The sequence below is a fragment of the Chromobacterium sp. Rain0013 genome (assembly GCF_015291765.1).
Classification (GTDB): domain Bacteria; phylum Pseudomonadota; class Gammaproteobacteria; order Burkholderiales; family Chromobacteriaceae; genus Chromobacterium; species Chromobacterium haemolyticum.
This window is the reverse complement of record NZ_CP031514.1, coordinates 1,227,359-1,250,214: the sequence shown is the minus strand read 5'-3', so window position 1 is coordinate 1,250,214 and position 22,856 is coordinate 1,227,359. Positions and strand designations below refer to the sequence as shown.

Here is a 22,856-nt window from a genome sequence, read left to right as displayed (position 1 = left end):
TCGACACCCGCACCCACGGGGCGGTGATCAGTCAAAGCATCACATCCCCGGCGCGCTCATGCCGCTGAGTTCCAGGATGCGCCGCAGGTTTTGTTCCGGCGCAAAGCGCGAACGCACATCGGCGCGTCCGGCTTGGGCCCAAATTTTCATCATTGCCGGCTGGCTCAGCGCCAGATCAATCGCAGAGGCCCAGGCGGGGGCGTCTCCCGGCGGCGCCAACATGCCGGTCTCGCCATGGCTCATGGTCTCGGGAATGCCTCCGGTGTCGCTGGCGATCACCGGCACGCCCAGGCCCAGCGCCTCGATCTGAGACATGCCCAAGGGCTCGTAGCTGGACGGCATCAACACCAGATCGGCGCGTGCCAGCAGGGCGGCCACCGGACTTACCACGCCGGCGAGCAACACCCTATCCTGCAAACCCAAGCTGCGCGCCAGCTCCGTGATCGCCTGCTGCTCTGGCCCTTCTCCCGCAATCAAATAACGCGCGTCCGGCCACTTGTCACGCAGCAAATCCAAGGCGGCCAACACCGTCCTATGCCCTTTTTCCCCGCGCAGCATCGCCGCTTGCACCAGCAAAGGACCGGAAGAACGGGACAGCCACTGCTCCAGCTCTGCCGGCAAAGGCAACGAGGCCGCTTGATCCAAAACGTTGAAATCGATGCCGGGATAGACCACGTGCAGCTTTTCGGGAAGGATCGCCGGATTCTCCAGCAAACAACGCTTGAGATAAGCGCTGGGCAACATGGTTGCGTCCATCAGCTGGTTATAGCTCCAAGCCGAAGCCTGGCCGGGTTGATAAGTGCGCGAGCGAAGCAGGAAAGGCCTGCGGCGCCCCATCAGCCGGGCGGCGATAGCCAGATTATTACTGTCGTGGCCGCTATGGCAGATGGCCAGCCGCGGACAATGACGGCGCATCCAAGCGCTCAAGGCCAAGATCGAAGGCATATGCAGGCTGTTGCGAAAACGCAGCGGCAACACCTCCAACCCACGTTGACGCGCGACCTCCATCACCCGCGTCTGCGGTCGGCAGGCCAGCACCGAGCGAAAGCCGCGCTCCCTCAGCAGGCGCATCTGCTGCATCAGTTGCAGTTCCTGCCCGCCAACATTGGGCGAGGACTCGGTGAACAGCACCCAATCACGCATGCGCGGCGTCTTTCTCACGCTGTCTCAGCTCCGCCAACAAGGCGGCGGCGGTGAACAGGAAGATATGCAGCATATGATCCTTGTTCACGCTTTCCAGCAACATGCGCCCAAGAAAACCGCAAGTCACCAGCATCAACACCAGCCCCAGCGTATCGCGCCGAAGACGGAAAGCCCGATACCCGGTCCAGATCAGCACGCCGCAAAACGCCAGCCATAGCGCGATACCCACCACGCCCAAGCCCACGCCCAGATCGATGAAACCGCTGTGACTGTGACCAACCTGATTGGGATGACCCGTCGCCGTTAACGCATTAGTGAAGGCATTGCGGCTATAGCCATAGCCGATCGGTTTGGCCGCAATGAGGTCAAGACCGCTATGAATCCAGGCTACTCGCTCATAAGCCGAGCCATCCACAATCATACCATTGGACAACTTGGGTAGCGGCGCTACACGCAGCCAAGCTTTGGTGTCTGCATAATGCCAACCCGCGGTCGCCGACTCAAAAAATATTTGATTTCGACTGTCTTGCTTGATCGCATATGCGGCAAGGCTTCCCAAGGCAGCCAAGACCAGGCTGGCAATAAGCAGGGTTTTGCCCCACCCAATTTTCACGCCTTCAAACACTGAATAAACCAGCAGCATGGACAGCATCAGATAAATGATACCAATCATGCCGTTGCGCGCGCCCGCTTTGAGGCTGACAAACAGAATCAAAGCCGCGGCCAAGCACAGCGCCCAGCGAGGAAAGAATGTGAGCGGCTGGGCCCCGCGTTTCCCAAAACAAAACGCGGCCACAATGAAGGCCAGCACAAAATTCATGAAGAAGGTGAACTCCAGCTTGGTGGCTGTGGTGAACACCTCATTGAATGGCCACAAGCCCTTAGTCAGATAGACATAAGCGCCACGGGTAAACTCGGCCAAGGCCAATACGCAGCCGGCGACGATGACCAAGTCCGAAATCGTCCAGCGCCGAGGCGTGTGGAACAAAGCCAGGCCAGCCACAAACCACAAGCCGCCGATCAATAGCTGGCTGCGGAATTCGCTGGCGGAGGCTTCCGGCCACATTGAAAGCAATAGGGTATGAAACAACGCGAATAGCAAAAACGCGCCTATGGCAACAACAGGCCCTCGCTGCTCGCGCCAACAGCTTTTGAGTTCGGCATGGTTTTTCGCCACCAGGATCAGCATCACCAGCAAAATCACATAGCGCAACGCAATCGTGTGGGACACATTCGCCAAGGTCAAAAACGCCAAGGACAGACCGATGGCCAAGCGGCCATGCCAGCGCGGCTCACAACCCAGATGATTATTCATGCAGAAGTTTTTCCAAAGTCTTGGCCACTTGCCCGACAGGTATCGCAGCCATACACTGCGCCTGGCGGCATTCGCCGGCCTGATTTCCAAATTTTCTAAAACAACGCAGAGCCCAATCCACGTCGCGATAATGCACGCTGCGCTGATTGCGGCAAGGAAACCATGCAGGGCCGACGCCAACACAGGTAAAGCCGGCGAAAAACCGGCTCGCGCCAAACAAGGTTTCGCTGCCCGGTCCAAACAGCATCAGTAAGGGCGTGCCCGCCACTTTGGCCAGATGCGCAATGCCAGTGTCCGGGCATACGCAGGCTTTGGCACGACCCAAAACATCACGCAATTGCGCCAGGCTCAGCGTGCCTGCCATAACAAGGTCATCCGGCCCCACTTCTATGGCCGACAGCAAATGCTGTTCCCCTGGCCCGCATGACCACACTACCACGCACCGGCAAGCCCGGACAGCCGCGGCGACCCGGTTCCAACTGGATGCCGGCCAGAAGCGGGTTGCCGAACTCGCGCCAACATGCAGCACGACGAAACGGGCTGGCAAGGACGGCAGGCTCTCTGCCGATGTCGGCCAATCCTGTAAACGAAACGGCCTGGGTTCGGGTCCGTCGATCAAGTGCGCGGCGGTATCGGTCCAGGCTTCAGGCTCCCCGGCGTACGGCACCGCCTCGTCCAGCAGCCAATTCTTGTAAAACGGCGCTTCCCCTGCAAAGCCCACTATCCAGCGGGCTCCAATCGCGCGCGCCAGAAAACTCAGCCGGTTTTCGCCCATCAGGTAGACGATGTCGAAACGCTCTTCGGCGAACAAACGCCGGATCGAAGTAAAATCGCGCGGCTGCCACGGCAACGGTCGAATCCCATAGGGTCGCGTTCCATACAGCGGCGCTTGTCCCGGCGGGCAGGCCAGCACAATCTCCGCCTTGGGGAAGCGCTCACGCGCTTTGGCCAACAGGCTGGTCGCCATCAAGGCGTCGCCCAGCAGAAACTGATGCAGGATCAATACCCGGCGCGTTCGCTCAGGGTCCGGTTTGCGGCGCAGCCATTGCCAAGGCAGCCGCAACAACAGCGCCGCAAAAATCAGCAAACGCCCTGGGAAACGTCCCGGCCTCATCGCCAGCCCTTCATGCGCAAGCCCCGCGCTTGCCGTCGCCGGACGACAGATTCCGGTACAAGACCAACATCTGCGCCACCATATTGCTCTCGCTCAAGCCCGCCACCCGTGCGCGCGCAAGCTCCCCGCTACGCGGCCAGTCCGCGCGCGCGGCCAGCCAAGCCGCCACATTGTCTTGCCAGGCGGCCGCATCCCCCGCCTCGGCCAGCCAGCCGGTAACACCCGGCTCCAGCAACTCGGCACCGCCGCAACGCGTGCTGGTCAGCACCGGCAAGCCGCAGGCCATCGCTTCAATTACCACCGAACCAAACGGCTCGTACAGCGTTGGCAGAATAAAACCGTCCGCCAGTCCGTAATGGCTGCGTACATCGCGCTGCGGACCGGTAAAGTGCGTCCGCTCGGATACGCCCAATTGCGTAGCCAGCCGTTGATAGCGCGCCAACTTCTTGTCGCCGCCCACCACCACCAAATGCACGACGGCATGGGGCGCGATGGCGCGCAGCGCCTGCGCCACGCCCTTGCGCTCGAAGCCGGAGCCCACATAGACCAGTACCGGCGCCGTCTGTGGAATGCCGTATCGCTCGCGCAGCGCTTCCCGCTGCTCGCGCGCCGCCGCCGGATTGAAAAAGTCGCTATCCACGCCATTGCGGATCACTGTGCAGCGCCGCGGGTCCACGCCGAAACGGCCCACCACGTCGTCGCGCACCAACTCCGAATTGCAAATCACCGCCCGCAACGCCGGATGCTGGAACATCGCCCGCTCGGTGCACAGCATGAAATGGTGGTAAGGATTACAAAAGGTGCTCAGCCGTCGCCACCAGGGTGCCCCTTCCAGTCGCGCGTCCAGCCAGGCGGCGTGTACGCCGTCGCCCGCGCGAAACACATGGCAGCCGGGAATGCGCTCATGCGATTGCACCAGGTCGGCGCCGGCTTGCCGCCACGCGGCGCGGGCGGCGCGGGCGAAACTCCAGTCGCGCCAAACACTGCCCAGATAGAATGATTTGACCCTCACCGTGTCCACGCCCGGCAGGCTTTCCCAATTGCGGCTGATTAACAACGGGCTGAATTCGCCACCGGCCTGCAATTGCTTGACGATGGCGCTGACAATGCGTTCCGCGCCCCCCGCAGGGTTGTATTTCTGCCGGATAATCGCCAGCCGCTTCATGCGCTCTCCTTCAAGACCGCGTCCACCGCCGCCAGCACTGCGTCCACTTCGATACGCTGCAGACATTCGCTCTGCCAGCCTCCGCCGCAGCCGGCGTTGCCGCAGGGGCGACAGGGCACAGGCTCCGACACCACCCGGTGCGGCACCTGCCACGGGCCCCATTCAACATCCCCCGACGGACCGAACAAGGCGACGCAAGGCGTCTTCATCGCCGAGGCGATATGCATGGGCACCGAATCCACGCCGATATACAAGCGCGCCTGATCTATCGCCGCCGCCAATTCCTTCAGGCTCAACGCGCCGGCCAGGCTGGCCACCGGTCGCTTCAGCCGTGCTTCGATGTCGGCGATCATCGCCATTTCTTCGTCGCCCGGCGCGGCCGACAGCACCAGTTGCTCGCCGCGCGCGCTCAAGGCGTCGATCAGCGCGCTCATCTTTTCCACCGGCCAGCTCTTGAACGACCAGCGGGAGGTCGGGTGGACCAGAATGTACGCGCCCGGCCGCAAACCGCGCTCGGCCAGCTTGGCCGCCAGCGTGGCCTCTGCGTTGTGCCCCGGCACCAGCACCAGCTCACGCTGGCTTTCATTCGGATAAACGCCGATCCGCCTCAAAGCATCCAAATGGATCTCAATGGTGTGGCGGCGGTTGCCCGGCACCTGCAGATAGCGGTGAGTAAAGCTCTTCTTGAAAAAGCGCCCATAAGGGCCCTGCGGCCCCACCGACCAGCGCGGCGCGAGCAAGCGCGCCAGCCAGGCCCCGCGATTATGCTCGGTCAGCGTGATCACCAGATCATAGCCACGGGCTCGCAAACGGCTCAGCAAGCCCAACTCGGCGCGGCACTGGCCCAGCAGCCCAAGTTTTTTCCAGTGGCGGTCTATGGTGTGCAGTTGCGCAATCGCCGGGTGAAGGCTCAGCATTTCCCAGGTGTCATGGTAGACCAGCGCGTCGATCTCCAGATGCGGCGCCTGCTGCTGCAGCGCGGAAAACAGCGGCGAAGTCAGCAGCACGTCGCCATGGTGACGCAGCTTGATGACCAGCACCCGCCGCACGGCGTTCAGGTCGATGGGATCGTTCAGCATAAGAAAGGAAAAAGCCGGATCAGGCGCCCGGCTCGGCATTCAGTTGTTGCAAAAGATCGGCGATTTTATCAGGGTCTTCGGTTCTAAGCATGCGCGCCGCAATCGGCGCGATCTGATCCAGGTGAGTATTGAGCACCTGTTGCTTGACCGCCAGCAGGTTGGCCGGATGCATGGAGAACTTGCGCAGGCCCATGCCCAGCAGCAAACGCGTCAGTCTGGCGTCGCCAGCCATCTCGCCGCACACCGACACCGGGACGCCTCCCTTGATGCCGGCCTTGATGGTGTGCAGGATCAGCTTCAACACCGCCGGATGGATAGGATCGTACAGATGACTGACCGAATCGTCGTTGCGGTCGATCGCCAGCGTGTACTGGATCAAATCGTTGGTGCCCACCGACAGGAAGTCGATATGTTTGAGAAAACTGCCCACCACCAGCGCCGCCGACGGAATTTCAATCATCGCGCCCACTTCGATCTCTTCCGAATAGGCGATCTTCTCCTCGCGCAACTCCTGCTTGGCGTATTCAAACTGCGCCAACGCCTGTTTCAACTCCGGCAGCGAATTCACCATCGGAAACAAGACCTTGATCTTGCCGTGCACCGAGGCGCGCAGTAGCGCCCGCAATTGCGCGCGGAACATCAGCGGCTCGGCCAGGCACAGTCGAATGCCGGTCAGGCCCAGCGCCGGATTGTCCGCCACCGCGTGGTTCAGCCATTTCGGGTTCTTGTCCGCGCCTAAATCCATGGTGCGGATGGTCACCGGCAAACCCTTCATGGTTTCCGCCACATGCCGGTAAGCCTCGTACTGCTCATCCTCGTCCGGCAAAGTGTCGCGGCCCAGAAACAGGAATTCGCTGCGGAACAGGCCCACGCCCACCGCGCCGGACTTGCGCACGTCTTCCACGTCCTGCGGCAACTCGATATTGGCCAGCAGTTCGATCGCGGTGCCGTCCTGGGTCTTGGCGTTGGACTTGCGGATAGACGACAGCTTGCGCCGGGCGTCGCGCCAGGCGCGCAGCCGGCGGCGGTACTCAGCCAGCACCAAATCGTCAGGATTGATGATCACCACGCCTTGCAGGCCGTCGACGATGATCAACTCGTCTTCACGGATCAGTTCGCGCGAGTGATGCAAGGCGATCACCGACGGCAGATCCAGGCTGCGCCCCAAAATCGCGGTATGCGAAGTGGCCCCGCCGACATCGGTGACGAAGGCGGCGAAGTTGGAGTCCTTGAAATAGACCATATCGGCCGGCGACAGATCATGCGCTACCAGAATGTGGTCGTCGACCAGGTCTTCCGGCGCCGGCAGTTGCGGCACGTCGCCGTCCAGGTTCTTGAAGATGCGCTCCACCACTTGCAGCACATCGTTCTTGCGTTCGCGCAGATAATCTTCCTCGATCGCGTCGAACTGCTCGACCAAGGACTCGCATTGCAGCTTCAACGCCCACTCGGCGTTGCAGCGCTGTTTTTCGATGATTTCGCGCGGCTCGCGCGAGATGGTGACGTCGCCCAACAGCATGATGTGCAAAGACAGGAAAGCGCCCAGCTCCGCGGGCGCGTTCTCCGGAATGCTGCCCCACAGCATTTCCAGCTCTTTGCGGGTGTCGCGGATGGCTTCGTCAAAGCGCGCCAACTCCGCCGGGACTTCCTCGTCTTCCAGCAGATAGTGCGCGACATCGTCCATGCTGCGCGAAATCAAATGGGCGCGGCCAATGGCAATGCCGCCGCCTATGGCCACCCCGTGCAGGATGATGCTCATCGTCCCGTCCTTAGGCTCCGGCTTATTCGGCTTCGTCGAATCGGTTGTTGATCAGGGCCACCAGGGCGTCCAACGCCACTTGCTCATCCTCCCCGCTCACCTCCAACTCCACGGTCGCCCCCTTGGCCGCCGCCAGCATCATCACGCCCATGATGCTCTTGCCGTTGACCCGGCGATTGTTGCGCGCGATGAAGATATCGCTTTTGTAGCGGCTGGCCAGCTGAGTGAACTTGCTGGAGGCGCGGGCATGCAGGCCGAGCTTGTTGATGATTTCTACTTCAATTCGCAGCATTGCCTTCCCCCGGAATAATATACAGCACACCCTCCAGGCCGCCGGTGATCGCCTTGCTCACGACGATTTCCAACGGCTGGCTGCTATAGCACAAGGCTCGGACCACCATGGGCAGACTCGCCCCGGCCACCGCCTCCACCCGCCCCGGGCGGATCAGCCGGCTGGCGATATTGGACGGCGTGCCGCCATACATATCGGTCAGGATCACCACCCCGTCGCCCGCGTCCAGCCTGTCCACCAACAACTGGGCTTCGGCTTGCTTGCTTTCCGGGTCATCGGTCTTGTCGACCGCCATCAATGCCAGATTTTCCGGCTCTCGGCCCAGGATATGCCTGGCGCAATCCGCCAGACTGCGTCCCAAGTCGCCATGCGCGATTATCAATACACCTACCATGCCTGATTCTTCATGTTGGCAGCGTCGGCGGCGCGGAGCCGGGACACTGAAGCAAAAAGGTTGATCAACACGTCAGTCCGCCATTGTATCAGCAGTATTCCCCAAGGGCCTGCCGACATCTCATTTCCCTGGGGCCTTCCGCCTTGTATAGCGCGCTTTTCTCGGCCAGCGCAACGGTAAAACATACGTCAACAGACTCGGGTCCGGTACCAGCCCAGTTTGTCCGCCAACCCCACCACCTCGCCGACAATGATCAAGGCGGGCGAGGCGATATGATGCTTGGACATCAGTTCCGGCAGATCCCCCAGCGTGCCCGCCACCGTTCTCTGCCGCTCAGTGGTCGCCCACTCCACCGCTGCGGCCGGCGTCGTAGCCGGCTTGCCATGCTTGATGAAAGCGAGGCACAACTCCTGAGCAGTGGACACCCCCATGTAGACTACTACGGTCTGAGCCGGCCGCGTCAACGCGGGCCAGTCAAGGTGAATGCTGCCGTCCTGCTTGTGGCCGGTAACGAAGGTCACCGACTGCGCGTAATCTCGATGGGTCAGCGGTATGCCCGCATACGCCGCCGCGCCGCTGGCGGAAGTGATGCCGGGCACGACCTCGAAAGCGATGCCATGCGCCGCCAGCGTCTCGATCTCCTCGCCGCCGCGACCGAAGGTGAACGGATCTCCGCCCTTGAGCCGTAATACCCGTTTGCCTTGTTGCGCCAGTTCCACCATCAATAAGTTGATGTCGCCTTGCGGCAGCGTATGGTTGGCTCTGGCCTTCCCCACGTAAATGCGCTCGGCGTCGCGTCGCACCAACTCCAGCAGCTCCGGCGCCACCAGATTGTCGTGCAAGACCACATCGGCCTGCTGCATCAGCCGCAGAGCCCGAAAAGTCAGCAAATCCGGATTGCCCGGCCCCGCCCCCACCAGATAGACGGCGCCCTGCGCAGTCTGCGCGCCGGCGTCCTCCAGCCTTCGCTCCATCGCCTGCACAGCGGCGGCCTCGTCGCCGTTGATCACCGCTTCGGCCAACGGCCCCTCCAGCACCGACTCCCAGAAAGCCCGACGGCGCTCAACATCGGGAATGCCGGCTTTGACCCGATCGCGGAAACCGGCGGCAAAACGCGCCAATCGCCCAAACCCGCTGGGAATCAGGCTTTCCAGCCGGCCGCGGATCAACCTCGCCAACACCGGCACCCCGCCTCCGGTTGACACGGCTATCACTAAGGGCGAACGATCCACAATGGCCGGGGTGATGTAGCTGGACAGTTCAGGGTCGTCCACCACATTGACGGGAATATTCAAGGCCAGACAGGACAGGGAAACTTGGCGGTTGACTTCGCGCTCGTTGGTGGCAGCCACCACCAGACGCCGGCCGCTCAGTTGGGCCGGCTCGAAACAGGCGCGCAAATGGGTCAGTTGGCCCTGCCTCGCCATCTCGGCCAACTCAGGCGTCAACTCCGGCGCCGCCACCGTCAGTTCCGCGCCGGCGGACAGCAAAAGCCGCGCCTTGCGCAGCGCCACCTCGCCGCCGCCCACCAGCAAACAAGACGCGCCTTGCAATTTAAGGAAGATCGGGAAGTAATCCATTTGGCCAGCTCCGCAACAATGTTTGCAGCATACTGCATTTGTTGCATAAAAACGACGCTGGGGAATGCTATCAATATTACGAAAAGCGCCCAGCTTGGCGCCTGGTGCCATCATTGCAGCTTTGCGCGCCGCCGCGCCTTCGGAGAACCGCTTGAACCCAGCCTTACGCCGCCGGGCCAGTCCGCGCCGTCGACTGTTCGCCGCCGCGGGCTCGCTGTGCCTGTTCGGGGCCGACTACGCGCAAGCCGCGACGCCCGACTGGCTCGCCGGCTGGCCGTTGTTCGTCCCCTTGTTGGCGCTGCTGGGCCTGCCGCCATGGCGACGCCGGCGGCAGCTGGCCACGCTCAGCCGCCAGGTCCGGGAGAGCCAACAGCCGCTCGTGCTGGCCGACGCCGCCGGCCGTCTTCTCGCCGTCTCCGACTACGCGCCGGCGCCCTCGCGCCAAGACGGCGTGCTGACCAGTTACGGTTTCAGCCGGCACGACCTCGCGCTGCTGCTGGACCCGGCCCACCCCGGCCATCGCGACGGCCTGCTAGCGGCCCATGCCGATTTACTGGCCTTTCCCCTGCCCTGCCCGCTCCCCGACCATCTTTTGTTGCGCTTGCAAACACCATCCCTCGTCCACGGCCCCGGCGGCGATCTGAGCGGCTGGCGCCAGGCCCTCCAGGACGCGCGGCTGGGTTTGCTCGAGTTCGACCTGGCCGGCCAAGCAGTGCGCGGCGCGCCTCAAACGCTGCACGCCCTGTTAGGCCTGCCGGCGGACGCTGAGCGAATGGCTTTTTCCCGCTGGCTGGAGCTGCTTCATCCCGAGGACCGCTCGCTGTTCACCGCCTTGCTCAGCCACCCGGAGCAAAGACAAGAAAGCGCCTGCGGCATGGAGTTCCGCGTGCGTCACGCCCACGGTCATTGGGAATGGCTGGAGCAACGCACCCAGTTTCACAAGGACGAAGTGGGCCGCATCAGCCATATCCACGCGCTGTGCCAGATCGTCACCGCGCGCAAGCTGGCCGAGTCCGCGATGCTGCGGCGCGAACAGGAGTTCCGCACTCTGGTGGAGAACTCGGAAGACGTCATTGCCCGCTACGATCTCAACCTGCGCTGCCAATTCATCAACCGCAGCGTCAGCCGCTACTCAACGCTGGCGCGCGAAGAGCACCTTGGCCGCAGCGTCCATGACAAAGCCTGGCCCGAAGCTGCGCGCGCGCGTTTTGCAGAGGAGTGCGAGCGGCTTATCGCCGGCGGCGAGGCCCGCCGCTTCGAACTGGAGCTGAGCATGGGCACCCGGCGCTTTATTTTCGAGGTGAGGCTGTTCCCCGAATTCGGGCTGGGCGGCGAGCTGCGCAGCATTCTGGCGGTGGAGCGCGAAATCACCCACAGTCGCCAGAGCGAACGTCTGCTGGCAGAAGAAAACGCGGTGATGGAGATGATTGCCGGCAATGCGCCGTTGCAAGACACGCTTAACCAGATCTGTCGAATGATGGAGTCGCAACTGAACCGTGGCGTCTGTTCCATCATGCTGCTGGACGCCAGCGGAGAAACCTTGGGGCTGGCGGCCGGCCAAAGCCTGCCTCCGAGCTACCGCAAACTGCTGGCACAAGTGCCGGTGGGCCCGGAGGCAGGCTCCTGCGGCACCGCCGTCCACCGTAAAAGCCTGGTCATCGTCGACGACATTGCCAATAGCCCGCTTTGGGCCAGCTACCGCGAACTAGTGGCGCCCTTTGGCCTGAGCGCCTGCTGGTCCACGCCCATATTCTCCAGCGACCGCCGACTGCTCGGCGCTTTCGCCATCTATCACCCGGATCCGCGCCAACCCGAGCCGGAAGAGTTGCAGTTGGCTCAACGCAGCACCCACCTGATCGCCATCGCGCTGCAACGCGACGCTCACGAAAAGAAACTCTATCAGCTTGCCACCCTGGATGAACTGACCGGCCTGTGCAACCGCCGCCAGTTCATCGCGCTGTCCAGCCGCGAAATCGAACGCAACCGGCGTTATCAATTGTCCTTGACCGTGCTGATGATGGATTTGGATCACTTCAAGAACATCAACGACCGTCATGGCCACGCCAAGGGCGACGAAGTCATCGTCCACTTCGCGCAAAGCTGCCGCAACGTGCTCCGCAGCACCGATATTTGCGGCCGCCTGGGCGGCGAGGAGTTCGCCGCGGTGCTGCCGGACACGCGGATGGAAGACGCGCTGCTGGCGGCGGAGCGCCTGCGCCGCGTCGTCGCGGAAGCCCGTTTGCCGGACGGCGAGGCGGGCACTCTGCAATACACGGTCAGCATAGGCGTCGCCGTGCTGCGCACCGACGAGACTGAAATCGACGAAGTGCTGGGCCGGGCGGACAAACAGCTGTACCAGGCCAAACACAATGGCCGCAACTGCATCAGCGGCGAGGAATTGCTGCTATTGCGCTAAAATGCCGGCCTGAATCTTTTTCCAAGATGTCCACCGTGAGCGCCTGGCAAACCGACTATCTCTCCCACCCTCTATATCGGCCCGTACGCGACGCCGCCGAGCTGATCGCTCCCGCCTCCTGGCCGGAGCAAGAGGACTACGACCTGCTGCTGCGGCGCTACCGGCAACAACGCCCGAACGCGCTGCCACCGGCACTGCGCTTTGCCTGCGATCTGGAGCCGGAAGCCTATTACGAGATGCACATCGGCCACACCGGAGAGATCCCCACCCGCAGCGGCAACTGGCACGATTGGTTCAACGCCTTGGCCTGGCTGGCTTGGCCGCGGAGCAAACAGGCGCTGAACCGCCGCCACCTGCGCGCCCTCGCCCGCGGAGAGACCAAGCGCGGCCCGCTGCGCGACGCGGCCACGCTGTTGGACGAATGCGGCGTCATCGTCGCCGTCGCCGACCCGGCTTTCAGCCGGATGCTGGACGATATGGAATGGCAGCGTCTGTTTCTGGAACATCGCCAAGATTGGGACCGTCGCATCGGCGTTCACGCCATCGGCCACGCGCTGTTCGAAGTCGGCCTGCGGCCGCATATCGGCTGGTGCGGCAAGGCGCTGCCGCTGGCGGTGCCGGAAGCCTTCTTCCACTGGGACGAAGCTCGCCGGCGGGACCATCTGGACACGGAGTTGGCGCGACACCTGGACGACGACGACTTCATGCCGACCCCGCGCTCGCTGTGGCCGCTGCCGCTGCTAGGCATTCCCGGCTGGTGGCCGGACAATGAAGATCCGGCCTTCTACGCCAACCGCGATTATTTCCGGCCAACGCGGCGGGCGAAATCTTCCAGCGTCACGGACTGAAGCTCGGCCGTCATCGGCCCCAACAGGGTTTCCACGCCGGCGCCGACATCGTCGTCGCGGTAGTTGTCGCTGCGATAAACGAACAATTCGAACAGCTCCACCATGCAGATGGCCGACAACTTCTTGCCCAGCACCCAGCCGTCGCGCTGGCTTTTCTGAACAAAACCGCGGGAGCTCAACATGTCCAGCACCCAGCCCAGCTCGTCGTAGCCCACCTTCACCTGGCTGCGCAACTGCACCGGGCTCAGCAGTTCGCCTCGGTTCTGCGCCTCATCCAGCAGCAGCAACACCTCCACCGCATCGAGAAAACGCCGCCTAGGCTCGAAGCGACGCCGCCATGCGTCGCCCTCCCAATAAGACAACGATGCCGTGAACACCGCGCCGCTGAGTACCACCATCCACAGGCAATACACCCACAACAGGAAAATCGGGATGCTGGCGAAGGCCCCGTACACCAATTGGTAATTGGCGACCTGACCGATGTAGAAGCCGAACAAGGCGCGCGTGGCCTCCAGCAAGATCGCAGTCAGCAAGGCGCCCACGCTGGCGTGCTTGATCGGCACAAAACGGTTGGGCACGATGCGGTACAACAGCGACAGCACCAGGGCAGTCAGCAAGATGGACCCACCGGCTTCCACCATATTGGCCAATACCGGCAGCGCGTGATCGAACTTGCTGACCTTGAACAGGCTGCGCCAAGCCAGCAGGCTGCCGCCCAGCACCAGCGGCCCCAGCGTCAGCACCGTCCAGTACACCATGCTCTGCTGCAATAACGGCCGCCCGCGGCGCACGCCCCAGATGGCGTTGAAAGTACGGTCTATGGTGGACATCAGCATCAGCGCGGTCACGCCCAGCATCACAATGCCGGCGGCGGTCAACTTCTCCGCGTTGTCGGCGAACTGGCGCATATAGACGGTAATCACCTTGCCGGCGAACTCCGGAACCAGCGTGGACAACAGCATGATCTTGAAACGGGTGCTCAGATCCGAGAATACCGGAAACGCGGAAATCACCGTCAAGGCGATGGTGAACAAGGGTACCAGCGCCAACAGCGTGGTGAAGGTCAGGCTGCCGGACACTTGCGCGACGCGATGACTGCCCATGCGCCGGGCAAGAAAGCGCGCAAAGCCCAGATACGGTTCGATTCGACTCATTTGCATCTCGGCAAAATAATGGCAAAGCGCGGATCAGGCAAGCCGCACAGAGTTGCTTTATCATGCATCCGCTTGCGCGGCGGCGCGCGACCTATCGTTTTTGATCTCATAAAGAAGGCCCCAAACCCATGCAAGACCTCTTGGTGCTCTACTACAGCCAGCACGGCGCCACCCGCGAACTGGCCCGGCTGATCGCCCGCGGCATTGAAAGCGTGCCCGGCTGCCAGGCCCGGCTGCGCACCGTGCCCAAGGTGTCCGCGGTCTGCGAAGCCACCGAGGCCGCCGTCCCCGAGGCCGGCGCGCCCTATGTCGAGGCCGCGGATCTCGTCGAATGCATCGGCCTGGCGCTGGGCAGCCCCACCCGCTTCGGCAATATGGCCGCGGCGGTGAAATATTTTCTGGACGGCACCAGCCCGGAATGGATGCAAGGCGCGCTGGCCGGCAAACCCGCCTGCGTGTTCACCAGCAGCGCCTCGCTGCACGGTGGGCAGGAATCCACCCTGTTGACCATGATGGTGCCCTTGCTGCACCACGGCATGCTGATGGTGGGCCTGCCCTACACGGAAACCGCGCTGACCCGCACGAGCACCGGCGGCACGCCTTATGGCGTCAGCCATGTCTCAGGCGTGCGCAACGAACAAGCCATCAGCGACGACGAGAAACAGCTGGCGCTGGCGCAGGGGCGCCGGCTGGCTGAGATTGCGCTGAGGCTGGCCGCCCCGTTCTAAAGCTGCTGCGCATCGAAGAAAGCGCTCGGCGACGCGCCCAATTCGCGCTTGAACATCGTCGAGAAAGCGCTGGGGCTGGTATAACCCAGATCCAGCGCCACCTCCAACACGCTGGCGCCACGCGCCAGACGCTCCAAAGCCGCAATCAACCGCGCTTGTCGCCGCCACTGCCCGAAACTCAGCCCGGTCTCGCGCTGGAAGCGGCGCTGCAATGTGCGCGGGTCCATCGCCGCCTGCGCCGCCCACTCGGCTACGCCGCGCGCGTCGCCGGGGTGGCTGAGCAACTGCCTACACAATTGGTCCAGCGCCGCCGACGCCGGCTGCGGCAAGGACAAAGCCAAGCTCGGCAGGCTGCGGATCTCGTCCAGAATCAAACGCATCACTCGTTCCGCCCGGCTATCCGGCGGGTAAGGCACCGCAATGCCGGTTGCGGCCTGAATCAGCTCGCGCAACAAGGGCGACACCGCCAGCACGCAGCACTCTTCGGGCAAGCCGGTCAAGGCGTCGCCGCGCACATACACCGTGCGCATCCGCACCCTGCTCAGCATATTCACCTGATGCCAAGTGGCGATGGGCAGCCAGATGCCGCGCGTCGGCGGCACGATCCATCGGCCCTGATCGGTGGTCACCATCATCACGCCTTCCACTGCGTACAGCAGTTGTGCCGTGGGGTGGGCGTGGCGCGGCGAGACTCCGCCGGCAGCGTAGTCACGCGCCTTGCCCACCACCGGGGCCGCGCCGCCGTCATAGTCATGCAAATGGTCGAAGTCCGCCACAATGCCTCTTTTGCAAAGATAACTGCCTTATTTTGGCAGGACGGACGCCATTTTGCTCGCTAGTATGACATTCACCCACTAGCTGAATGATTCTCAAGCCCATGACCACCGCCACCGCCGCCACGCCCGATCAAGACAGCACTCGCTTCCGTGTGCTGGGCGCCATCAGTTTCTCCCATTTTCTCAACGACATGCTGCAATCGCTGCTGCTGGCGATCTATCCGCTACTTAAAGGCAACTACCAGCTCAGCTTCGCCGAAATCGGCCTGATGACCTTGACCTACCAATGCACCGCCTCGCTGTTGCAGCCGCTGGTGGGGCTCTACACCGACAAGAAACCGATGCCGTACTCGCTGGTGCTGGGCATGGGAGCCACCCTGTGCGGCCTGTTATTACTGTCCAGCGCCGGCAGCTTCCCCCTGCTGTTGTTGGCCGCGGCGCTGGTGGGCACAGGCTCCTCGGTATTTCATCCGGAATCGTCGCGGGTGGCCCGCATGGCCTCCGGCGGCCGTCCTGGTCTGGCCCAATCCATTTTTCAGGTGGGAGGCAACGCCGGCAGCGCCAGCGGGCCGCTTCTGGCGGCGCTGATCGTCATCCCCTTGGGGCAGGGCAGCATCGCCTGGTTCGGCCTGGCCGCCTTGTTGGCGATGGCGGTATTGTTCAAGATCGGCCAGTGGTACAGCCATCAGCAGCGCAAGGCCAAAACCGCCGCCATCGCAACGCCGCCCCAGTTGTCGCCGGCGCGAGTGAAGCTGACGCTGTTCGCCCTGCTGGTGCTGCTGTTCTCCAAATACTTCTACACCGCCAGCATCACCAGCTACTTTACCTTCTATTTAATCAAGCACTTCGGCTTGGGCGTGCAGGCCGCGCAGCTCCATCTGTTCTTGTTTCTGTTAGCGGTCGCGCTGGGCACCATCTTCGGCGGGCCGATCGGCGACGCCATCGGCCGCAAGCGGGTGATCTGGTTCTCCATCCTCGGCATCGCGCCGCTGACCTTGCTACTGCCCTACGTCAATCTGTTCTGGACCAGCGTGCTGTCGCTGGGCATCGGCTTCGTGCTGGCCTCGGCCTTCCCCGCCATCATCATTTACGCGCAGGAGCTGTTGCCGGGCCGGGTGGGCATGGTGTCAGGCATGTTCTACGGCTTCGCCTTCGGCATCGGCGGCATCGGCGCCGCGGTGCTGGGCCAACTGGCCGACAGCCACGGCATCGAATTCGTCTATCAGCTATGCGCCTTCCTGCCGCTGCTGGGCTTGGTGGCCGCACTGCTGCCGGATCTGCGCGGCGACAAGGTTTGACACTGGCGCCGCCCTGCCCGGATACTTCGGCCATTCAATTTTTCCAACGCGCCTGCGGTGCCGTCTGAGAACGTGTTTACGATCTCGCGAGCTAAGGCGAGACAAGGCGAAAACGGCTGAGAAAGCGGAGTGTACACACGGTACATGAGCATTTCGAAGGTGTTTTCAACGCCGTATCGCCGACGCGCAGTAGATCGTAAGCAGGTTCTGAGCGCTCTGCGCTCGGCGGCTTACCGGGCGCGTTGCCCATTCGGACAGAAAATCATGTGTGGAATCGCCGGTTTCTTCTCTCAACGCCCCGCCGCCACGGCCACCGCCCAGGCCATGTTGACGGAGCTGGGCCGGCGCGGACCCGACGCGACCAATCAATTATGGCTGAACGCCGACTGGCAAACGGCGACAGACGGGGACATCCACAACGCGCTGCTGCACGCGCGCTTGTCCATCATCGACCCGCGCCCCATCGCCAACCAGCCGATGGCCAGCGAGGATGCTCAGGTCTGGATCTGCTATAACGGCGAAGTCTATGACTGGGCCGCCGACAAGGCCGAACTGGAAGCCGCCGGCGCGCGCTTCACCACGCACTCCGACACCGAGTTCATCCTGCGCGGCTACCAGGCCTGGGGCATTGAAACCCTGCTGCAACGGCTGCGCGGCATGTTCGCCTTCGCCATCCTGGATTTGAAACAGCGCAAAGTGCATCTGGCGCGCGACCGGATGGGCGAGAAACCGCTGGTCTATTCGCTGCTGGACGGAAACTTCGCCTTCGGCTCGCTGGTGCGCTCGGTGCTGCCCTTCCTGCCGCCCCAACGGCGCGACTTTTCCGCCGACGCCATCGACGCCTATCTGGCGCACCGCTACATCCCGGCGCCCGCCACCTTGTTCAGCCACATACAGCGCCTGGAAAACGGCCACCGGCTGGAGTTTGACCTGGACACCCGCTCCCTGCGCAAACTGCGCTACTGGCAGCCAGCCAAGGACGGCGGCGACTGGCTTCAAGAGCTGGACAGCGCTGTGGCGATGCGCACCGTCGCCGACCGCCCGCTGGGCGTGCTGCTGTCAGGCGGCATAGACTCCACCGTGATCGCCAGCCGGCTGGCCTTGCAACAGTTGACGCAATTCAGCAGCTTCACCGCCGCCTTCCCTGGATCCAAGCTGGACGAGGCCGCCGACGCCGCCGATTCCGCGCAAAGAATGGGGCTGGCCAATCTGGCGGTGCAGATGCCGGAGAATCTGGCGGCCGATTTCGAACGCATCGTCGCCGACCTCGACCAGCCTTTCGCCGATCCGTCCAGCTTCCCCACGTGGTACCTGGCGCGCGAAGTCAGCCGCCACGTCAAAGTGGTGCTCTTGGGCGACGGCGGCGATGAGCTGCTGGCTGGCTACAAGCGCGTCAACAAGCATCTGCGCACTCGCTGGCGCAGCCTGATCAAGCTGCCGCTGACGATCCAGCCCTCGCTGGACGGCAAGGGCGCCGACAAACTCGCCACCGAGTTGGCGATGAGTTGGCAAGACGCCTATTCGCTGCGCTTTTCCGGCTTCACCCCCGGCCAACGCCTGTTCCTGCAAGGCAACCGGCCGCTCTCGCGACTCTGCCACTGGCGCGCGCCGGACGATATTGGTCCGCCGCCGGCCAATGCGCCGGCCGGTCTGCATCATTTGCTGGCCATAGACTTCGCCAATTATCTACCGGACTACATCCTGCAAAAGTCCGACCTGTGCACCATGGCCCACGGCCTGGAGGGCCGCGCCCCGCTGGTGGACCACCGCTTCTATCAGACTTTGCTGGCGGTGGACGGCAAACAGCGTTTCACCCAGCCTGCCAAGCTGATCTTCCGCCGCGCCGTTCACCCGGCGCTGCCTGCGGACTTCTTCCAGCGCAAGAAACGCGGCTTCAACCCGCCGCTGTCCGGCTGGCTGAAAACCAGCCTGGCTCCGCGCATGGATGGTCTGGGCGAACGTCTGGCGCGGCTCAGCAGCGGCCAGTTCGACGCCGCAGCGGTGGACGCCTTCGCCGCCGCCTACCGAAACGGGGCCGAGCATCTGGCCGAGCAGATGCTGCAGTTGCTGATTTTGGACGAAAGCCTGAGGCAGCTAAGCTTGCTGGCGGCCCAAAACGACTAATCCGTCCAAAGACGGGCGAACAAGCGCTAGGCAAGAAGCAGCCAGCAGGGAAAGCAATATGCGCAAACGACGCATAAGCATTGCGAAGCTGGCTTCCAAGGTCTTTTCAATCTAGCGCGCCAACGCGGCGCATGCCATTCCTATGGCCAGCGCCGCCCGGCGTCGCATCTGCTACATTCGACAACACATTTTCGTTTGAAAACGATAATGATTAGCATTAGTATTTTTAGGCAGGCCAAGCAAACCAAGAATAAAGCGCCTATCCGCCCGGCCGGCGTCCTTCGCCGCCCAGCGGCCCGCTTGGGCCAAGCAGTGCCCTATTCAATTGAAACCAAAAGGAAACAATATGCGTCGCTTTGTCCAACTGGCTATCGCCACCGCAGCACTCACCGCTTCCACCGCCGCCATGGCCAAGGAATACCCGATCGGCAAGCCGGCCCTGAAGAACGGCATGGAGATCGGCGCGGTCTACCTGCAGCCGACAAAGATGGAACCGGAAGGCATGATGCGCAAGGCGGAGGCATCCGACATCCACCTGGAGGCCGACATCCACGCTACCAAGAACAATCCCAACGGCTTCGAAGAAGGCGCATGGATGCCCTATCTGGTGGTGAAGTACGAACTGAGCAAGGTGGGCGGCAAGGAAGTGCTTAAGGGCGATCTGATGCCGATGGTGGCCAACGACGGTCCGCACTATGGCGACAACATCAAGCTGCAAGGCCCGGGCAAATACAAGCTGAAATACACCATCCTGCCGCCGTCGGCCAACCAGCACGCTCACTTTGGCCGCCACATCGACAAGGAAACCGGCGTGGGCCCGTGGTTCAAGCCCTTTGAACTGAACTACGAATTCACTTATGCCGGCATCGGCAAAAAAGGCGGCTATTAATCCCGTTGTTCTTGCAAAAACAGGATTAATGCGAATGAGAATGTAAACGCAAGCCATTCTCATGCGTTAAAATAAGACAGCGCATGCCTTCGCCTGCGCTGTTTTCAATCCGGAGACCCATTCCGATGAAGTTCGCGCCCTTGACCCTGGCCGCCGCCGCGGCCTGCCTGTTGTCCATGTCGGCCATAGCCGACGACATGCCGGTGTTCAAACTGGTGATGAAGGACGGCGTGTTCACACCCGCCCGCCTGGTGGTCCCCGCCGGCAAGAAGTTCAAGGTTGAAGTGATCAATGCCGGCAAGACCCCGGCCGAATTCGAAAGCACGCCGCTGCGCAAGGAAAAGGTGCTCGGCCCCGGCGCGGAGTCCTTCCTGGTTTTCCAGCCGCTGTCCCCCGGCGAATACAAGTTTTTTGACGAATTTCACATGAAGACCGGCCAAGGCGTCATCGTCGCCAAGTAAACGCGGCTCATCCGCTGTGTAAGCCGTATTCAGGAGTAGACCTCATGGGACAAGTCCTATTCATCGTCTGGCGCGAAAGCGTCGAAGCCTTGCTGGTCGTGGGCATCCTCAATGCCTGGATGAACCAGAACCCGGCCGGCGCCGCCGGCAAACGCTATTTGTGGGCCGGCGTGGCGCTGGGCCTGCTCGCCGCCGTCGGCCTGGCCGTGGCCCTGTTCGCCGCCAGCAGCCTGATGGCCGGCGCTCAGGACATCTTCCAGACCGTGATGGTGTTCACCGCCGCGGCGCTGATCGTGCACATGGTGCTGTGGATGCGCGAGCATGGCCGCACGCTGAAGAAAGAGCTGGAGGCCGGCCTGCGCAAAAACGCCAGCAATGCCAACTGGTGGGGCGTCACCCTGCTGGCCGCCATCGCCATCGCCCGCGAAGGCAGCGAAACCGTGGTCTTCCTCTACGGCATGTTGGCCGAGGCCGACGGCTCCACGCTGGCCAGCATGAGCTTTGCCGCCATAATAGGCCTGGGCCTGGCCTTTCTGACCTTCTATCTATTGCAGTTGGGCGGCAAATATCTATCCTGGCGCTTGTTCTTCCGCATCACCGAAATCATGCTGCTGCTGTTGGGCGCTTCGCTCTTCCTCAGCGGCGTGGAAAAGTTGATCTCGATGGACATTCTGCCGGCGCTGGTCGACCCGCTGTGGGACAGCTCCTCGCTGCTTGACGACATGAGCCCGGCCGGCGGCGTCATCGCCTCGCTCACGGGCTACCGCGCCCACCCCGCCCTGATGAGCCTGATCGCCTACGCGCTGTTCTGGGCGACGATCTGGGCGCTGTTCCAGTGGCGCAACCGCAAGCAGACGCTGGCCGTATGAAATCCGCCCGCCCGCCGCTTCCCCATTCCGCCGACGTCGCCGCGCGCGCCGGCGGTTCCTGTCGCCAGCCGACGGCCCAGGGTTTCATGGCCGCCGTCGGCTTGTGGCTGCGGGATCACGCCGGCCTGCTGCGCGCGCTGCAATGGGGCGTGGTGCTGGTCTACGCCGCGCTGCTGATCGTGCCGGCCTGCCTGGACTTGCCGGAAGACAGCGCCCGGATCTGGAACAATCTGACCATCTTCGCCCAATTCGTGTTCTGGGGCATTTGGTGGCCGTTCGTGCTGTTGTCCATGGTGTTGTTCGGCCGGCTGTGGTGCGGCGTTCTCTGCCCGGAAGGCGCTTTGTCCGAGTGGGCTGCCAAAAAAGGCCTGGGCCGCCCTATCCCGCGCTGGATGCGCTGGGGCGGCTGGCCCTTCGTCGCCTTCGCTCTGACCACCATCTACGGCCAACTGGTCAGCGTCTACCAATACCCTAAGGCCGCGTTGCTGGTGCTAGGCGGCTCCACCGTGGCCGCGGTGATCATCGGCTTCATCTATACCCGCGGCAAACGCGCCTGGTGTCGCCACCTGTGCCCGGTCAACGGCGTGTTCGGCCTGCTGTCCAAGCTGGCGCCAATGTATTACCGAGTGGACGAGGCCGCCTGGAAAGCCTCGCAGCAAGGCAAAACCATCCCGATACAGGCGGTGGATTGCGCGCCGCTGCAACCGCTGCGCCATATGCAAGGCGGCAGCGGCTGCCATATGTGCGGCCGCTGCAGCGGCCATCGCGACGCCATCGAGCTGAGCCTGCGCTCGCCCACTGAAGAAGTGGTCAAGGTCGCAGCCAAAGAGGCCGATGGCTGGCAAACCGCCTTGATTGTCTATGGCTTGCTGGGGGTGGCGATGGGCGCCTTCCACTGGACCATGAGCCCTTGGTTCGTGGCCATGAAACAGGCGGCGGCGGAATGGCTGGTGGATCATGACATCCTGTGGCCGCTGGATACCGAGGCGCCGTGGTGGCTGCTGACTCATTATCCGCAGCACAACGACGTGTTCTCTTGGCTGGATGGCGCGGCGTTAATCAGCTACGTGCTGGCCACCGCCCTGACGCTGGGCAGCGGCCTGTTGCTCTGCCTGGCCGCCGGCGTGCGCATCGCCGGCCCTTGGCGGACTCAACGGCTGCACCACCTGGCCCAAAGCCTGATCCCGCTGGCCGGTTGCGGCGTGTTCCTTGGCCTGTCCGCGCTGACGGTGACGCTGCTGAAGGCGGAAGGGGTGCCGATGTTCTGGGCCAACGACGCGCGGCTGGCCTTGCTGGCCGGAGCCAATCTGTGGTCGCTATGGCTGGGGCGCGCCATTCTCGCACGCTGGAGCTCCGGCCCGCGCCTGGCGCTCGCCTTGATGCCATTGTTGGCGGCGCTGGCCTTGGTGGACGCCGCCTGGGGCTTCATGTTCTGGTGGTGGTAGCCGTCCC

Annotated in this window: 20 protein-coding genes; 9 read left to right on the top strand and 11 right to left on the bottom strand. The window is 62.9% G+C overall.

Features of this window, described 5'->3' with window-relative positions; all coding sequences use genetic code 11:
- Positions 1–39: 39 nt before the first annotated feature.
- From DXT74_RS05910 to cysG, 9 genes are all read right to left on the bottom strand, one after another.
- Positions 40–1,143, bottom strand: a complete 1,104-nt coding sequence (locus DXT74_RS05910; protein ID WP_194427525.1) for a glycosyltransferase family 4 protein — start codon at positions 1,141–1,143, stop codon at positions 40–42.
- Entirely contained in the window at positions 1,136–2,458 is a 1,323-nt protein-coding gene (locus tag DXT74_RS05905; RefSeq protein WP_194427524.1) for an O-antigen ligase, read from the bottom strand. Before DXT74_RS05905 ends, DXT74_RS05910 begins: the two co-directional genes overlap by 8 nt.
- The gene (locus tag DXT74_RS05900; RefSeq protein ID WP_194427523.1) at positions 2,451–3,425 is read right to left on the bottom strand and encodes a glycosyltransferase family 9 protein; all 975 of its coding nucleotides are present in this window, start codon (positions 3,423–3,425) and stop codon (positions 2,451–2,453) included. Before DXT74_RS05900 ends, DXT74_RS05905 begins: the two co-directional genes overlap by 8 nt.
- A 157-nt stretch (positions 3,426–3,582) precedes the next feature.
- Positions 3,583–4,737, bottom strand: a complete 1,155-nt coding sequence (locus DXT74_RS05895) for a glycosyltransferase family 4 protein (protein ID WP_194427522.1) — start codon at positions 4,735–4,737, stop codon at positions 3,583–3,585.
- On the bottom strand, positions 4,734–5,816 hold the full coding sequence (rfaQ, locus tag DXT74_RS05890; protein ID WP_194427521.1) for a putative lipopolysaccharide heptosyltransferase III: 1,083 nt from the start codon (positions 5,814–5,816) through the stop codon (positions 4,734–4,736). Before rfaQ ends, DXT74_RS05895 begins: the two co-directional genes overlap by 4 nt.
- A gap of 19 nt (positions 5,817–5,835) precedes the next feature.
- Positions 5,836–7,575, bottom strand: coding sequence for a phosphoenolpyruvate--protein phosphotransferase (gene ptsP, locus DXT74_RS05885; protein WP_043635140.1), 1,740 nt, complete (start codon positions 7,573–7,575; stop codon positions 5,836–5,838).
- Between the two features lie 22 nt (positions 7,576–7,597).
- The gene (locus DXT74_RS05880; RefSeq protein WP_019100446.1) at positions 7,598–7,867 is read right to left on the bottom strand and encodes an HPr family phosphocarrier protein; all 270 of its coding nucleotides are present in this window, start codon (positions 7,865–7,867) and stop codon (positions 7,598–7,600) included.
- Positions 7,854–8,261: a PTS sugar transporter subunit IIA gene (locus DXT74_RS05875; RefSeq protein ID WP_043635143.1), complete on the bottom strand. Its 408-nt coding sequence runs from the start codon at positions 8,259–8,261 to the stop codon at positions 7,854–7,856. Before DXT74_RS05875 ends, DXT74_RS05880 begins: the two co-directional genes overlap by 14 nt.
- Positions 8,262–8,449: 188 nt before the next feature.
- Positions 8,450–9,841 (bottom strand): siroheme synthase CysG, encoded by a 1,392-nt coding sequence (cysG, locus tag DXT74_RS05870; RefSeq protein WP_194427520.1) that lies wholly within the window; start codon positions 9,839–9,841, stop codon positions 8,450–8,452.
- A gap of 151 nt (positions 9,842–9,992) precedes the next feature.
- On the opposite strand from cysG, the gene DXT74_RS05865 reads away from it, so the two are divergent.
- Entirely contained in the window at positions 9,993–12,257 is a 2,265-nt protein-coding gene (locus DXT74_RS05865; RefSeq protein WP_194427519.1) for a diguanylate cyclase, read from the top strand.
- Between the two features lie 26 nt (positions 12,258–12,283).
- Positions 12,284–13,105, top strand: a complete 822-nt coding sequence (locus tag DXT74_RS05860; RefSeq protein WP_370551742.1) for a DUF3025 domain-containing protein — start codon at positions 12,284–12,286, stop codon at positions 13,103–13,105.
- Here the strand turns inward: DXT74_RS05860 and DXT74_RS05855 are convergent.
- A complete protein-coding gene (locus tag DXT74_RS05855; protein ID WP_081554562.1) occupies positions 13,057–14,259 on the bottom strand; it encodes a YihY family inner membrane protein in 1,203 nt (400 codons plus the stop codon). The genes DXT74_RS05860 and DXT74_RS05855 overlap by 49 nt on opposite strands.
- Before the next feature lie 128 nt (positions 14,260–14,387).
- Between DXT74_RS05855 and wrbA the strand changes: the two genes are divergently transcribed.
- Positions 14,388–14,987 carry an NAD(P)H:quinone oxidoreductase gene (gene wrbA / locus DXT74_RS05850; protein ID WP_194427517.1) on the top strand — a complete coding sequence of 200 codons (600 nt, stop codon included), beginning with the start codon at positions 14,388–14,390 and terminating at the stop codon, positions 14,985–14,987.
- Here wrbA and DXT74_RS05845 read toward each other — a convergent pair.
- Entirely contained in the window at positions 14,984–15,763 is a 780-nt protein-coding gene (locus DXT74_RS05845) for a helix-turn-helix domain-containing protein (protein ID WP_194427516.1), read from the bottom strand. The two genes, wrbA and DXT74_RS05845, sit on opposite strands and share 4 nt — an antisense overlap.
- Before the next feature lie 101 nt (positions 15,764–15,864).
- Here DXT74_RS05845 and DXT74_RS05840 point away from each other — a divergent pair, with 101 nt between their 5' ends.
- From DXT74_RS05840 to DXT74_RS05815, 6 genes are all read left to right on the top strand, one after another.
- A complete protein-coding gene (locus DXT74_RS05840) occupies positions 15,865–17,061 on the top strand; it encodes an MFS transporter (protein WP_081554606.1) in 1,197 nt (398 codons plus the stop codon).
- Between the two features lie 264 nt (positions 17,062–17,325).
- Positions 17,326–19,185 carry an asparagine synthase (glutamine-hydrolyzing) gene (asnB, locus tag DXT74_RS05835; protein WP_194427515.1) on the top strand — a complete coding sequence of 620 codons (1,860 nt, stop codon included), beginning with the start codon at positions 17,326–17,328 and terminating at the stop codon, positions 19,183–19,185.
- A 346-nt stretch (positions 19,186–19,531) separates the two neighbouring features.
- A complete protein-coding gene (locus DXT74_RS05830) occupies positions 19,532–20,074 on the top strand; it encodes an iron transporter (protein ID WP_194427514.1) in 543 nt (180 codons plus the stop codon).
- A 125-nt stretch (positions 20,075–20,199) separates the two neighbouring features.
- Positions 20,200–20,535: a cupredoxin domain-containing protein gene (locus tag DXT74_RS05825; RefSeq protein ID WP_019100458.1), complete on the top strand. Its 336-nt coding sequence runs from the start codon at positions 20,200–20,202 to the stop codon at positions 20,533–20,535.
- A gap of 44 nt (positions 20,536–20,579) precedes the next feature.
- The gene (locus DXT74_RS05820) at positions 20,580–21,404 is read left to right on the top strand and encodes an FTR1 family protein (protein ID WP_194427513.1); all 825 of its coding nucleotides are present in this window, start codon (positions 20,580–20,582) and stop codon (positions 21,402–21,404) included.
- Positions 21,401–22,849: a 4Fe-4S binding protein gene (locus tag DXT74_RS05815; protein ID WP_194427512.1), complete on the top strand. Its 1,449-nt coding sequence runs from the start codon at positions 21,401–21,403 to the stop codon at positions 22,847–22,849. The genes DXT74_RS05820 and DXT74_RS05815 overlap by 4 nt, the downstream gene beginning before the upstream one ends.
- Positions 22,850–22,856 lie beyond the last annotated feature (7 nt).